This is a genomic window from Herpetosiphon giganteus (genome assembly GCF_016907925.1).
Taxonomy (GTDB): domain Bacteria; phylum Chloroflexota; class Chloroflexia; order Chloroflexales; family Herpetosiphonaceae; genus Herpetosiphon; species Herpetosiphon giganteus.
On sequence record NZ_JAFBCZ010000022.1, the window covers coordinates 15,885 to 29,716 of the forward strand.

Below are 13,832 nucleotides of genomic sequence, written 5' to 3' on the forward strand. Positions count from 1 at the left end.
ATCATCGTTGACCTGCTCTTCTGCACACTCTTTTTCCTACTCGTACAAAAATCCATGTACTGGTTATTCCGCCACGAGTCTGCATATTGGAACTCCGCATTAGCGCAATGTTCGCATGCGAATAGCTGCTAGCTGCTGAATTCTAGGGAACTTGCTATGCTCGCCCATCAGATTCCCATCGCCGCTCCAGCGCTTGCGTTTCAGCATGTGTCTGCGTTAGTTCGTCATTTGGCGCAGATTTTCGATGGCACTGTTACAATTATTGATGACAGCAAAACAATCTTAGCAACCGCCCCAAGCACCAACGCTCACGAGGATGCACAACATAGCTGCCAATTGCCAGTGCTGATTAACGGTTGCCTTGGTACCTTGATTATTGGCACCATCCACCCCCATGATTTGCCCTCATTAACCATGCTCTACCGCTTAATTGATCACGTTTGTCGCAGCGACTTTCATGATTCGTTGCAAACCGGCTATCGCTTTGAACCGGCAATGCCTGCTTATCCTACGCTGCTGCAACGGCCAACCTTTGCGGTTGAGCAGTATCCTGCTGCCCAACAGTTTCGCTACGACCAAGCCTATTATTTGGTGATGATTCGGCTTAGTACAAGCGACCAGCCAGCAGAACTTACACCCAGTAATCAGCAAGCCTACGATGGCGTGCGCATGATGACCCAGCATCTTGACCAAATTCTTGGCGAGCCACACGGCTGGATGCGCTTTTCGACCACCCCAAGCGAACTGGTGATTTTGATCGAATCACAACGCGCCAGCCACTATCGCTCAGCCCACGCTTGCAGCCATCAAGCAGCATGTTGTTGTCCCATCCAAACGGTTGCCAACCATATTTTCGAGCGCCTAACTGCCTTGCTCAACGCCGAAATTCGGATTGGGATTGCCCGCGAACAAAGCGATCATACGACTGTCACCAAGGCCTATGCAGAAGCCGAAATGATTATTCAGATTGGCTCGCGCTTTCAGTTGCCAGCGCATGCCTGGACGCTTGAAAAATTGGGCCTGTTTGCCTTTCTTGGCAGCGCTGATCAGGCGATTCAGGCCTATGTTGCCAATTTGATTTTGGCTCCACTGCTTGCCGAGCCAGACCTGCTGCTGACGCTACGCAGTTTTATTCGCTTAAATGGTCATAGCAACGAAATTGCCAGCGACGTGCATATTCATCGCAATACGCTGAGCTACCGTTTGCACAAAATTCAAGAGTTAACTGGCTACAACCCCTATAGCTTGAGCGATATTGTGGTGTTCCAAAGCGCTTTGCTGATTTACGACAATGGAATTGTGCCGGCTGCCTAAGCCACTGCATTGTGTGTGGCAGCCTAAAGATGATGAGCGTGCAAGCGCTGATTGGAGTTTTTATGGATTATGGTGTTAGCACAAATGCGCATCAATTGATTGATATTTTGATTATTGATGACGATCGGCCAACCTGCGATTTTTTATCCACACTCTTGACTGCTGCCCGCTACACGGTGCTCGATACCCAACGCGGCCATAACGCATTGGCATTGATTCAGCATTATCAACCACGCTTAGTGATGATTGATATTCATCTGCCCGATTGGAATGGGCTGGAGTTTGCCCAATACTTAAGCATGCAGACCGAGTTTCCCCCACCAGCGATCATATTGATGAGTGCCAAACCATTGCCCAGCGCAGTAGCGAACCAAACTTGGGCCTATGTTGAGAAACCATTTGATATTCGTAGCTTGCTGCAACAAATCGATCGGCTGCTGCATTTGCCAGCAGCGCATAACCCACGCTGGATTTGGCACGGAACCTAACATCGGCGTTACGAATCGATGCCAAATAGTGCTGTGAGGAGCCATTGATGCCTGCCTATGCAACCATTCACGATCTTTTTTATCACCATTTAGATGAACTGTATGCTGCCGAAAACCAAATTATTCATGCAGTGACCAGCCTGCTGCCGCAGATTAGCCAGCCTGCCTATCAAGATGCGTTGATGCTCTATCGAGCTGAAGCGCTGCGCCATCGCAATCTACTGCACGAGGCGTTTGAGGCTTTAGAACGCCATCCAGCTGATCATCCATGCACGGTTGTAAACAGCATGCTGTGCGGATTAAAGCAAACGCTTCAGCGCAACCAGCTGGGATTAATTCGCGATTTAGGTATTCTCGCGGCGTTGCATCAGCTCTGTCATTATGTGCTGAGCCACTATCAGCTGCTGGCACACTGGGCCGAACGCGCCAACCATCAGCCAATTGCGCTTATTTGTACGACGATTCAGCAGCAAAAAACCTATGCCGCGCATATTCTGACGCGGCTTTGTCAGCAGGGGCTGCAATTGGGTTTGCCGGAGCAACTTCAAGCCCTAGAACGCGGTGGCTTCGGGCAATTGCCCAATCGACCTGCTCCAAGCAGCCACAAGCGTTAAGCAATTGCCCGATCACATTGGCTTCGCCTCCAACTATCATAGAACAACAGCGTTGCCTCACTCCCAAGCGCCGCCCAACCACAGCGGGAGGAGCATTGGGAGTGAGGGGAGATCGACGCAATCTATGGAGGATGGATTATGCAGCATAGTCGTTTTTTGCAGCTCGCGCTTTGTTTGGCGCTGCTGCGCAAGTTGGCGAGGGAACGCCATGCCCCAGCAATGCAACCTTTTCCCCAGGCGGCAATGCAACCACGGCCACCATTCAGGCTGCTACGAATGTTCCTGCAACAACGACGTTGGGCGCGATGACCGATATTCCGCTTGGCACGACAATTCCCGATGATCCATGTATTCAGTTGCCATCCGATGCCCCAACGACCCAAACCAGTCCAACTCCTTAACCTCAACTAAAGGGTCAGTCTATGATAGGCTACGATTCGCTGCTGCAAGCAGGATTAAGCAGCGACGAAGCCTATCACGCTATCCGTAAACGGATAACCTCTGAGATAACGGATAACCTCTGAGATACTTGCTTGTTTGGCTGAGTTGCGGCGCGCAGCACCCCAGCTGTTTGCAGCCTACGAGGCCCAATGGCATAGCGCTTGAATCCACAGGTGAGATCGCGGATACTAGTACTTGTTTCGGTATAATGGGGCAAAATCTGTTCCCGATAGCCGATAGTGAGGAACCTATGAGCCACCTACAGCTGCGCGCCGCTATCCAGAAATGGGTGGCCTTGGAGAACACTCAGTGGACAGAACTGGCTGCGATCTTTCATCAACGCAGTGTGGCTGCCGGAACCCACCTGCTCCTGCCTGGTAGTCATAGCCATGAACTTGTTTTTGTGTGTAGCGGCCTGCTACGCTTCTATTATTTGACCGAACAAGGCGGCGAGGCCAACAAGGCGTTTATTGCTGAAGGAGCCTTTGCTGGCCCGTTGGCCTCGTCGGTCCTTAATCTGCCAGTAATCTATGGCGCGCAAGCACTTGAACCGAGCGTTCTGCTTGTGGCCAGCTATTCTGCGTTTAGTGCGTTGTTTGATCGTCATCCAGTGTTTGATCGCTTGGGACGGAAGTTGGCCGAGTATCTGCTGGTGGGCAAGGAACTACGGATGCGCACGTTGTTGCTGCATCAAGCAAAAGATCGCTATTTGGCCTTTGTCAATCAATATCCCGATTTGATCGAACGGATTCCACAGTATCACATCGCTGGCTACTTGGGCATCACTGAGGTTTCGCTTTCACGTCTGAAGGGCGACCTTCGCCGTGCTCAGACGGTCATTGTTTGAGCATTGTTGGTTGTTCGTCGGCCTGAAATAGCTGAGCAATCGCCGAAAAATCCTGATCGCCTAGGCCACATTCAAGCGCTTGCTGATACAGGGCAGCGGTGGTGGTGGCAAGCGGGATCGCTGCTGAGGATTCCGCAGCGGCGACCATGGCGAGATCTTTGTGCATCCAGCGTAGCGGGAACTCAGCAGCATAGCTGTTGTTGGCCAGCTTTGCCCGCTTGAAGCTGAGAAATGGTGCCACGATCGGAGCGCCAAGCAGCGTATCCAGCAACGTCTCACGACTGATACCGAGCGATTCGCCGAAGGCTAGCCCTTCGGCAAACGAAGCCATTGCGTTGGCGAGCAGCAGATTGAATACCAGTTTGAGTGCAGTGCCCATGCCATGAATGCCGACATGGATGGTCTGCCGCCCCATGCATGAAAACAGTTCATCGGCTGCGGCCAAATCCTCGACATTCCCGCCAGCCAGAAACACAAGTTGTCCGGCTTCGGCTTGGCCTTTGGAGCCAGTGACTGGCGCATCGATGAAGGCCACGCCGCGCTTGGCCGCTTCCGCCGCCATCCGCCGCGCAAACGCTGGATTACCAGTGCTACAATCGATCCATAGCGCACCTGCTTGGAGTTGGTCGAGGAAGCCAGCGTGATCAAGTGCCGCTGCTTCGACGGCCTGTGGATGCGCCAGCATCGTGATAATTGTGGCAGAATGACGACCTACCTCAGCTGGATTGGTTGCCAGTTGTGCCCCATTAGCAATCAGTGCTTCTGCTTTGGCGGGCGTACGGTTGAAAATGATCAACTGCTTGCCAGCGTGCTGAAGATTGGCCGCCATTCTGCTACCCATAATCCCTAAGCCAATAAAGCCAATGGTCATTGTGTTGCTCCCGTTCTAGATTGATTCGACGGGAGTATAGCGCGGCAAAACCCACCGCGCCTTATCAATTGATAAGTTCATGAGGCGTTTCACATGGATTTATGCTGTTAATGTTGACCATCGTCCAAGGGAATTTGGACATAGATAGTTGTGCCTGAGCCTGGTGTCGATTCAATATCGACGGTTCCGCCAAGCAAGAGCACCCGCTCCTGAATGCCTTGGATACCGAGGCTTTGCTGTGGATTGGCTTGGATAAATTGCTCATATTCGAAGCCAGTGCCATTATCTTCAATAATTAAGCGCAAATGCTTGGGGCTATGGTGAATAACCAAGCTAACTTGGCTGGCTTGGGCATGCTTAATAATATTGGTTAAGGCCTCTTGCGTAACCCGATAAATCGTGGTTTCGATCTCTGGTGCAAAGCGCATCGATAGCGCAACATTGAAATGCATTGCTAGCCGAATTTCAGTGCGCTCTTGCCATTGTTCGCCATAACTGCGGAGGGCCGTCAGCAGTCCCAAATCGTCAAGCACCGTTGGCCGCAAACTTAACGCCAAATTATGGGTTTCATAGCCTAGAATGTGCAAATGCTCTTGAATCGCATTCAGGATTGTACGCGCTTCTGGCACGGTATTGAGCGTTCCGAGTCGCTGCATATCAAGTCGAATTGCCGTCAGTTGTTGCCCAATATGGTCGTGTAATTCGCGCGCTAAATGCTTGCGTTCATCTTCCTGCACCGTCACAAGTTGACGTAATACCTCTTGGCGTGCTTTTTGGGCCTCAATTCGTTGATTGATCTCAGTTTGCAAGGCGGCATTGGCCTCGACCAAGGCCGCAGTGCGCTCCTGCACTCGCGCTTCGAGAATCGTATGCGTCTTGGAGAGTTCTTCTTCGCTTTTGCGCAAAGCATCTTCAGTGATTTTGCGTTCAGTAATATCAATGAAGGTAATCACCACCCCATCAATCCGATCTTCAAGCGTGCGATAGGGCAGCAGGCGCATAATGTACCAATGGCCATGACGGCTGGAAACTTCGCGCGAAACTGGAGCTAAGGTTTGCAGCACTTGCTGTACATTCTGCATCAGATCATCATAGCGCAGTTCATGGGTTACATGGGCCAATGGCCGCTCAAGATCAGCGGGAATCAGATTGAAGATGCTTTGGACGCTGGGCGTAAAGCGCTTAATACACAATTGGCGATCAAGAAAAATCGTGCCAATTTGGGTTGACGTAATCAAATTTTGTAAATCGTTGTGGGCTTGACTGACCTCTTCGACCTTATGTTTAAGTTCAACATTTAAGGTCGTTAGCTCTTCGTTAACCGATTGCAGCTCTTCCTTGCTGGTCACGAGTTCTTCCGACGCAGCCCGCAGTTCTTCGTTAATTGCCTGGAGTTCTTCGTTTGCGGCTTTATATTCTTCCACAGCAGCCTCGTATTGATCAACGGTTGTGCGCAATTGAAAGCGCGTGTGTTCAAGCTCGGCCTCAAGCTCAGTTAATAACATATCGGTGCTGCTGCCGCCAGTTGCACCTCGCAACCCAGCCTCGCCAACATCGTGAAACAGCACCAACATGTGGCCAAGCGCCCAATCTGGCTCAAGAATAGGCTGGACGGTCAGATCAATTAAGCGGATGCTCTCGTTGATTTTGGCGCGCACTCCGTTGACACTGATTGGCTCTAAGCGTTGGCGGGCCTTGAAGAGAATGCTGCGCAAATCCAGCCGCAAATCGGGATGAATCACCGTGAGCAAATTCGACGAGAGCCGCCCTTCATCAAAATGCAAGAAACTGCCCATGCCTCGCCCAAGGTGGATAATTTCGCTATCTTCATTAATAATCACGCTGGGTGTGGTATAGGCTGCTAGCAAACGTTGATGCAAATCTTCAAACGAATCGATCGGTTGGGTTGAGCTTGGCCATTTGGGCAAATTGGTAATAAAGCGGCTTGGGCGATTGGCTGGCAGATTGAGCGCAATTGAGTTGTTGGTTGTGCCTGGCAAGCGCTGAAAGATGCGCTGTTTTTTATCAACCGCGGTAAAGAGATTCAGCGAGCCATCAAGCGATTCGGAACTGCCAAGCATCAGATAGCCTCCAGCCCGCAAACTAAAATGAAAGGCCTGAATCACATTCGCCTGCGCTTCATGATTGAGGTAAATCAGCAGATTGCGACATGTGAGCAAATCAACTTGTGAGAATGGCGGATCGTGCAAAACATTATGCCGAGCAAACAACACTAAATCACGAATCTCTTGGCGCACGCGGTAGCCGCCTTGGTCGAGCACAAAAAAGCGTTGCAACCGATCTTCGCGAATATCACCTGCAATCGTCGCTGGATAAATTGCTCGCCGTGCAATCGTAATTGCATCGTCGTCAATATCGGTGGCAAAAACCTGAATTTTAAGCCGTCGATCCAGCGTATCAGCAAATTCGCGCAGCAAAATGGCGATTGTATAGGCTTCTTCACCGGTGGCACAGGCCGAAACCCAAACCCGAATTGGAATTGTCGCTTGCTTGCGGGCAAAAATCATTGGCAAAATTGCTTCAACCGCCCGCCAAGCCTCGTGATCGCGAAAGAAATTGGTGACACTAATCAGCAAATCTTGAAACAAGGCTTGAATTTCGTCAGGCCGATGGCGAATTAATTCAAGATAGGACGGAAAATCAGCCGCTCCCGTGACTTGCATGCGGCGGCGAATGCGCCGTTCAATCGTTGGGCGTTTATATTGGCTAAAATCGTGGGCGGTGCGGCGCTGGAGCAAGGCGAAAATATCGTGCAAAATTTTCTCGTTATCGGTTGGATCGCCCTCAGATAATTGGCTTGAGAGATGCAGTCCGCGGTTCCAGTAGGAGCTGAGCATGCTTGGCAAGGTTGATGCAACCGCAATAAAATCGATCAAGCCCGTCATCATAGCTGCCCGTGGCATTTCGGGATAGTCGGCGGTTTGGGGATCTTGGGCGAGGGTTACGCCGCCAGCCTCTTTGACCCGTTTGATCCCAATTACCCCATCACTGCCACTGCCCGAAAGAATAACTGCTGCCGTGGCCCCATTGAAATGATCAGCCAGCGCCCGCAAGCCATGATCAATCGGCATGGGAATGCCATTAATCGCTTCAGCAGGAATACTATTGAGCAGATTATTGCGAATCTGAATTTGATGCATTGGTGGCACGAGATACAGCTGATTTGGGGCAAGTGCGATTGCGCCGTGCAAACGAATAAATGGCAGCGTAATCTGATCGGAAATTGCATTGTGCAGCTGTTCTTCTGATGGGCCATTGGTGCTGAGAAACAGAATAAACGCCATGCCGCTATTGCTGGGAAGTTGGGCAAAAAAAGCGATCAGCGGCTCAATGCCGCCGCGACCTAGCCCAATTCCCACAACAGGAAATACCCCAGCCTGTTCAGTATCGCGCTCAAAAAAAGCATGTGCATCCATCAACAGTGTCGATCCTTTGCTAAATAGTCTATGGATTAGGCTAGTTTGCGCAGCAAGGCTAAGCGCACCAATTGTGATTGTTGCTCAACGGCACGCGCATGGTTGCGCAACTGTTCGGCCATCGTCAACGAAGCTTGTTCATCCATATGCTGGGCAATGTGTTGCAACAAAAAGACCTTTTCATCCATTGCCCGAATTGTGCTCCACAACGAGGCCTCAACGGCCTTAGAAATTTCATCAAGCAGCGTTCTGACTGAATAGGCATGGCCGGTATGACAGCGAAAGCGCAAAATGCCATCCTGCATAATCTGAAACAACACGCCATGGCATTCAGGACAGGTATAGGGCGATAGTTCGCCAAGTTGGCTTATATCATACTTGTGATCAACATTCGCTTGCGCAATTTGGGTTTCTGTCACCAAATCCCAGCGGGGCTGATAGTCGGATGGAGGTGCGGTTTGGGTCCTGGCCAAGCTGGTTAAGAGTGAGCCAATGGCTGCCGCTGGCTTAATATAATCGATCGCTACTTGATTAATTGCATGATGCGGCATGCTTGGCTCAAAAGCTTCTTGCGGATCTTGTACAATCGTCATTCCGCCTTGGGCTTTGATCGCCGCCAAGCCAGCAATTCCATCATCAAGCGCACCACTCAAAATAACCCCAACCGCGCGTGGCCCAAAGGCAACTGCCGCCGAACGGAACAACGGATCAATCGCAGGCCGAAAGCGATTTTCCTTCGGCCCATAAGAAAGTTGAAAAACGTGATCAACAATCAGCGTATGATAATCGGGCGGCGCAACATAGATAATGCCTGGGGTAATTGGTTCGTTGTGTTGCACAAAGCGCACGGGCAGTGGGCTGACTTTGCTTAACATTGCTGGCAACACACCTGGGCTTTCTGGAGACATATGCCAAACGATGCAGATTGTGGCTGGAAGATCGGGTGCAAGCGTGGCAATGACTAATTGGAGGGCTTCAACACCACCGAGTGATGTACCAATCACAATCAGATCATGAGTCGGCATAGGAATCCCCTTCCTGATAAATAATCCGCTCTTACTCTTCAGTATTATGGCATAAACCGCAAATTGTGCGAGCTGCGCAGTAGAAAAACGCACAAATGTTCGTTATAATAACCCATACTATTGTAAATGGAGGATAGGATGGGACTTTTGACCTTCAGTATCAACATTACCTTAGACGGGTGCATCGATCACCAAGAGGGCATCGCCGACGACGAGACCCACGCCTTCTTTACCAAGCTCATGGATGAGAGCGGCGCAATGCTGTGGGGCCGCGTCACCTACGAGCTGATGGAAAGTTCTTGGCCAGCGGTCGCTCGCGGTGATACCGAGGCTCCGCCGGCGCTGCGTGAGTGGGCGCTCAAGATCGATGCCAAACCCAAGTATGTGGTTTCCTCGACACGAACGGACTTCCCTTGGAATAACAGCCATCAGCTAAACGGCGACCTGCGCACCGCCATCCAGCAACTCAAGGACGCAACCCCCAATGGTGTGCTGCTCGGCAGCGGCAAGCTCGCGACCGAACTCGATCGGCTGGATCTGATCGATGAGTACAAATTTCTCGTCCAGCCGAGGATTGCTGGCCATGGCCCAACCCTCTACGAGCGCGGTTTGCCAAGCACCCGAAAGCTCGAGTTTATCTCAGCAACTCCGCTTCGCTGTGGCGCAGTCGCCATGCACTATCAGCGCGCACACTAGCCAAATGAGCATAATAGAATGAGGAATACATGCTAGGACGATTCGTTAATCTTGATGCCCAGTATCGACGACCGAGCGGCTGGCTGGGGCGCTACATTGGCCGCGACATGGCCCGCGACCACCAGCCAGAGAATCGCTGGACGATCGATGTTTTGCAGGCCCGACCAAGCGACCAGATTTTGGAGATTGGCTTTGGCCCCGGGGTCGCGATTCAAGCGCTGAGCACGATCGTCAGCACAGGCCAGATCATCGGAGTGGATTTCTCGCCAACAATGTTGCGAGCAGCGCGCCGCCGTAATGCTGCCGCGATTCGGGCTGGTCGGGTGCAGTTGCTTGGGGGCGAGGCCAATAATCTTCCATTGGCGGGAGAGCGCTTTGATCAGGCCTTCAGCATCCACTCGATTTATTTTTGGCCTGAAGCCTCGGCGGCACTGGCGGAAATTTGGCGGGTGCTGCGGCCAGGCGGGCGCTTGGTGCTCACGATTTTGCCGCGAGAGCTGTGGAATGTCGATAACCCTGATCTGCCGGTTGGCACGCCTGAATGTCGCCCATACACTGGGGCCGAGTTGCAGACGATGCTGCACATCGCAGGCTTCAGCGCCACGAGCATTGTTGCCGACCCCAACCCTGCCCATCGATCCAACTATTGTGTGGTTGCAAGCAAGGATGTGGCAACCAGCAACTCGTAGTAGATTTAAGGAGGAGTGTGATCGATGCTAGAAAAACCGCAACTTGTTGACACTGCGCTTATTCAATTGCTTAACTCAGCCTATGGCTTGGATGTGCGTGATCTTAGCTTTTTGCCGCTGGGAGCCGATGCACATACGGCGGTTTATCGATTAATAACCACCGATGACACTCCTTATTTTTTGAAGCTGAGACGGACACACTTCGCTCCAGCCAGTGTGCATATCCCAACCTATCTGCATGATGTTGGGATGCGTCAGGTTATTCCGGCCATTCGCACCCAGACCGGAGCCATGTGGGTGCAGTTTGAGTCGTTTATGGTGGTTCTCTATCCGTATATTGCTGGACTGCATGGCATTGATCGTCCGCTCTCCGATGAGCAATGGCGCACGTTTGGCTCTACACTCAAAACACTGCATACGATGCAGTTTCCAAGCGCGATAACTGCCGATTTGCCCCAAGAACAGTTCGCGCCCCATTGGCGCGAACGGCTGGCATGGTTTCTTGCACAGGCGGAAAGCCAATCGACTGCCGATTCAGTTACTGCCGAACTGGTTGCGCTGTTAAAAACCAAGGCCGCCGAAATGAATGCAATAATCACGCGAACGGCGGCTCTCGCCCAGCGCCTTCAGCAGCAGCCACCGCCATTTGTGCTTTGTCACGCCGATTGCCATGGCTGGAATCTCTTGGTTGTGAACAGTACCAGCTTCTTTGTGGTTGATTGGGATACCTTGCTGTTCGCACCCAAAGAACGGGATTTAATGTTTATTGGGGCTGGGCTTTTTGGCAATGCGCATTCGCCAGCGGCAGAAACTGCGCTATTTTATCAGGGGTATGGTTCGGCTCCCGTTGATCAAGCAGCACTCAGCTACTATCGTTATGAACGAATTATTGAAGATATTGCGGTCTATTGTGCTGAAATTCTCGATGAAGCAACGGGCGATGCTGATCGCCGCCAAGCATTCATCTATCTCCAATCCAACTTTCTGCCTGGCAGTACGATTGCGCTGGCCCGCCAAGGCGACGATCAAACCTTAGGAATGAATACTGAATAATTGAACATATGTGCTATACTAGACCAATGTTTCTCTGCTCAATTGCAATAAAGGAGCACCATAATGGCAACTATTCGGGAAGGCAACAACGCAGCACTCGTGGTCGTCGATGTTCAGGTCGGGGTAGTTAATGAGGCGTGGGATGCCACGCGAATCATCGGAAATATCGCCCATGCTGTGGAGCGTGCCCGCGCTGAAAAGATTCCTGTGCTGTGGGTTCAACACAATGATGAAGAACTGCCCACCGATAGTCCACAATGGCAATGGGTTCCGGAGTTGGTGCCAGCAGCAGGTGAGCCACGCATCCATAAACAGTTTAATTCATCGTTTGAACAAACCAATTTAGCCGAAGAACTAGCGGCGCGTGAGGTCTCGCACATTGTGCTAGCAGGAGCGGCAACCAATTGGTGCATTCGGGCCACCGCCTATGGCGCGCTTGAACGCGGTTACGATCTGACGCTGATCAGTGATGGGCATACCACCGGAACGATCGAATTAGAGAGTGGTGTCACAATCGAAGCGGCAGATATTGTTAAGGAACTCAATATCGCCATGCAGTGGGTTTCCTATCCTGGCCGCACGAATAGCACGGCCCGCGCTGAGCAGATCAACTTTGCCCAACCAGGTGGCGCGCAGTAGACCTTTAATCTTTCGTGGTAACTATAAAGGATGCTCCACAATTTTTTGTGGAGCATCCTTTTAGCCCCAACCCAAGTTCAGCGATTGAAGCTTGCTTCCTCGCCATCCTTCAGCTTGTAACGCCAGCGTAACAGCGTAGCAGCATACTGCATTCAGCATTAGCACAAGGAGATCGCGATGAATGCAGTTCGGGCAAGACGCGCTACGCCAACGATTAAGGCACTGTTTTGGAGCATTGGCGAGCAGTTGGTTTTAGCGGGCTTGGTAGCTGGCCCAATTTATGGCGTTGTGATGGCATGGCTGTACCTCGTAAGCTTAAGACCGATGCCCTATTCATTGGTTGGAATGCTGATCATTGGCTTTGTGTTTGGGGGCTTTATTGGTTGCTTATTTGGCATCAGCAATGCAGCCATGGTTTCGTTGCTGCTTGCGCTCATTGCGCGGCTAGGGCTGGTCGATTGGCTATCAGCACGTTTTGCGCCAAATAAGGTGCGGTGGATTGTGACTATTATCTGTTGTGCCAGCTGGATTATTGGTTGTTTTAGCGCTTTTTATGGCGAATATGGCTCGCTCCAAGTGGCCTTAGAAGGTATTCTGATTGCTAGTATTGCCCCGACCGGAGCTGGTATATTTATTTTCTGCCCATGGTTGGTGCTGGCTGGGATTGTGTTTTGGCGACTGCCAAACATTCTGAATGCACTGCCGGAGTAATTCGTGCTTTTTTCAGCCATTTGCTACAATACGGCTAAGGAGGCATTATGCAATTATCAGTAACCTGTGAATGTGGAACTGAGTACGATCTGAATTATGCGGAACATCAAGACGGTGAGATTAGCTTCGATGCCTGCCCCGATTGTGGTGTGCAGCTCGCTAGCGAAACCGTGCTTGAGGCAGTCAATGCGGATGTCGACGAGAGCGAACAACTGTATTAATTCCCTTGCCTAGCCCAAGCGGCGCGGTTTAATCGCGCCGCTTGTTCACCCATCGCCAGCAGCGAACAATCTGTGATGATGACCCTCATAGAAAATACAACAAGCGCAAACCAGCAAGGCCATAAACAAGCGTCGAGAGCATAATCCATCTGATAGGCTTATAGCAGGCTGGTAGCGCGGTCGCTTGGACAAACCCCAGCAGCAAGCCCCGAAAACCATAGGTAAGTCCGGCTTGGAGTCTGAATTTTAACTCCATAGGAGCATTTGGCATATATGTCTGTATAGCAAATCTAAATAATGGTTCTAGCCAAAAAGTCGTTATCAACAAGCTCAGCGTAAAGACCCCAATACTACCAACGATCCAGCGTAGCCCATCGGGATGAGGTACAAACAGCCACCATTGCAGCGTAAAGAGCAACCCTGTGCTAACCAAATAGAGTGGCCACAACCCATAGCCAAAAATTCTTGTTAGCAACCAATCGCTGAAACCAAAATAGCCAAAACTTGTCAAGAGCACAAGCCAATAGCGCCATTGGATGCCAGACTGGGGTGATGTGGTTAGGTTGAACATGGATTCTCCCTTTCAGCAGCCATTAAATAACCAGAGTTGCTGCTTGAGGAGAGGATAGCCCTGTGATGTTACAGCGCTGTTACACAATAGGGCTATGCTTGACAATTCGATGTGCAGCACCTTCGCTTGCACCGAAGAGATACCTCCTCACGTTGGATAAAAGCTACGTTTAGTTTTTTAGGCTACGATTTCTACCTCTTATTTTACATAATAAA

The 13,832-nt window shown here is 51.1% G+C and carries 15 protein-coding genes; 11 read left to right on the forward strand and 4 right to left on the reverse strand.

Going from position 1 to position 13,832, the window contains the following annotated elements; all coding sequences use genetic code 11:
• Positions 1-156 precede the first annotated feature (156 nt).
• The 5 genes from JOD20_RS18275 (at position 157) to JOD20_RS18295 (ending at position 3,704) form a co-directional block, all read left to right on the forward strand.
• Positions 157-1,314, forward strand: coding sequence for a PucR family transcriptional regulator (locus JOD20_RS18275; protein WP_204756649.1), 1,158 nt, complete (start codon positions 157-159; stop codon positions 1,312-1,314).
• 62 nt (positions 1,315-1,376) lie between these two features.
• On the forward strand, positions 1,377-1,802 hold the full coding sequence (locus JOD20_RS18280; RefSeq protein WP_204756650.1) for a response regulator: 426 nt from the start codon (positions 1,377-1,379) through the stop codon (positions 1,800-1,802).
• 47 nt (positions 1,803-1,849) lie between these two features.
• Positions 1,850-2,416 (forward strand): DUF892 family protein, encoded by a 567-nt coding sequence (locus JOD20_RS18285; RefSeq protein WP_204756651.1) that lies wholly within the window; start codon positions 1,850-1,852, stop codon positions 2,414-2,416.
• A 170-nt stretch (positions 2,417-2,586) separates the two neighbouring features.
• A complete protein-coding gene (locus JOD20_RS18290; RefSeq protein WP_204756652.1) occupies positions 2,587-2,817 on the forward strand; it encodes a hypothetical protein in 231 nt (76 codons plus the stop codon).
• 290 nt (positions 2,818-3,107) lie between these two features.
• Complete coding sequence (locus JOD20_RS18295) at positions 3,108-3,704, forward strand: Crp/Fnr family transcriptional regulator (RefSeq protein ID WP_204756653.1); 597 nt, start codon at positions 3,108-3,110, stop codon at positions 3,702-3,704.
• Here the strand turns inward: JOD20_RS18295 and JOD20_RS18300 are convergent.
• The 3 genes from JOD20_RS18300 to JOD20_RS18310 form a co-directional block, all read right to left on the reverse strand.
• Complete coding sequence (locus JOD20_RS18300) at positions 3,694-4,575, reverse strand: NAD(P)-dependent oxidoreductase (protein ID WP_204756654.1); 882 nt, start codon at positions 4,573-4,575, stop codon at positions 3,694-3,696. The genes JOD20_RS18295 and JOD20_RS18300 overlap by 11 nt on opposite strands.
• A 107-nt stretch (positions 4,576-4,682) precedes the next feature.
• Positions 4,683-8,012: a CheR family methyltransferase gene (locus tag JOD20_RS18305; RefSeq protein ID WP_204756655.1), complete on the reverse strand. Its 3,330-nt coding sequence runs from the start codon at positions 8,010-8,012 to the stop codon at positions 4,683-4,685.
• A gap of 35 nt (positions 8,013-8,047) precedes the next feature.
• Positions 8,048-9,037 (reverse strand): chemotaxis protein CheB, encoded by a 990-nt coding sequence (locus tag JOD20_RS18310; RefSeq protein WP_204756656.1) that lies wholly within the window; start codon positions 9,035-9,037, stop codon positions 8,048-8,050.
• 138 nt (positions 9,038-9,175) lie between these two features.
• Between JOD20_RS18310 and JOD20_RS18315 the strand changes: the two genes are divergently transcribed.
• The 6 genes from JOD20_RS18315 (at position 9,176) to JOD20_RS18340 (ending at position 13,046) form a co-directional block, all read left to right on the forward strand.
• Positions 9,176-9,733: a dihydrofolate reductase family protein gene (locus tag JOD20_RS18315; RefSeq protein WP_204756657.1), complete on the forward strand. Its 558-nt coding sequence runs from the start codon at positions 9,176-9,178 to the stop codon at positions 9,731-9,733.
• Positions 9,734-9,762: 29 nt separating this feature from the next.
• Entirely contained in the window at positions 9,763-10,422 is a 660-nt protein-coding gene (locus JOD20_RS18320) for a class I SAM-dependent methyltransferase (RefSeq protein WP_204756658.1), read from the forward strand.
• Positions 10,423-10,446: 24 nt separating this feature from the next.
• On the forward strand, positions 10,447-11,475 hold the full coding sequence (locus tag JOD20_RS18325) for a phosphotransferase enzyme family protein (protein WP_204756659.1): 1,029 nt from the start codon (positions 10,447-10,449) through the stop codon (positions 11,473-11,475).
• 63 nt (positions 11,476-11,538) lie between these two features.
• Complete coding sequence (locus JOD20_RS18330) at positions 11,539-12,114, forward strand: cysteine hydrolase family protein (protein WP_204756660.1); 576 nt, start codon at positions 11,539-11,541, stop codon at positions 12,112-12,114.
• A gap of 177 nt (positions 12,115-12,291) precedes the next feature.
• Entirely contained in the window at positions 12,292-12,825 is a 534-nt protein-coding gene (locus JOD20_RS18335) for a hypothetical protein (protein ID WP_204756661.1), read from the forward strand.
• A 47-nt stretch (positions 12,826-12,872) separates the two neighbouring features.
• Positions 12,873-13,046: a hypothetical protein gene (locus JOD20_RS18340; RefSeq protein ID WP_204756662.1), complete on the forward strand. Its 174-nt coding sequence runs from the start codon at positions 12,873-12,875 to the stop codon at positions 13,044-13,046.
• A gap of 85 nt (positions 13,047-13,131) precedes the next feature.
• Here JOD20_RS18340 and JOD20_RS18345 read toward each other — a convergent pair whose 3' ends face one another.
• On the reverse strand, positions 13,132-13,617 hold the full coding sequence (locus JOD20_RS18345; protein ID WP_204756663.1) for a hypothetical protein: 486 nt from the start codon (positions 13,615-13,617) through the stop codon (positions 13,132-13,134).
• Between the last annotated feature and the right edge of the window lie 215 nt (positions 13,618-13,832).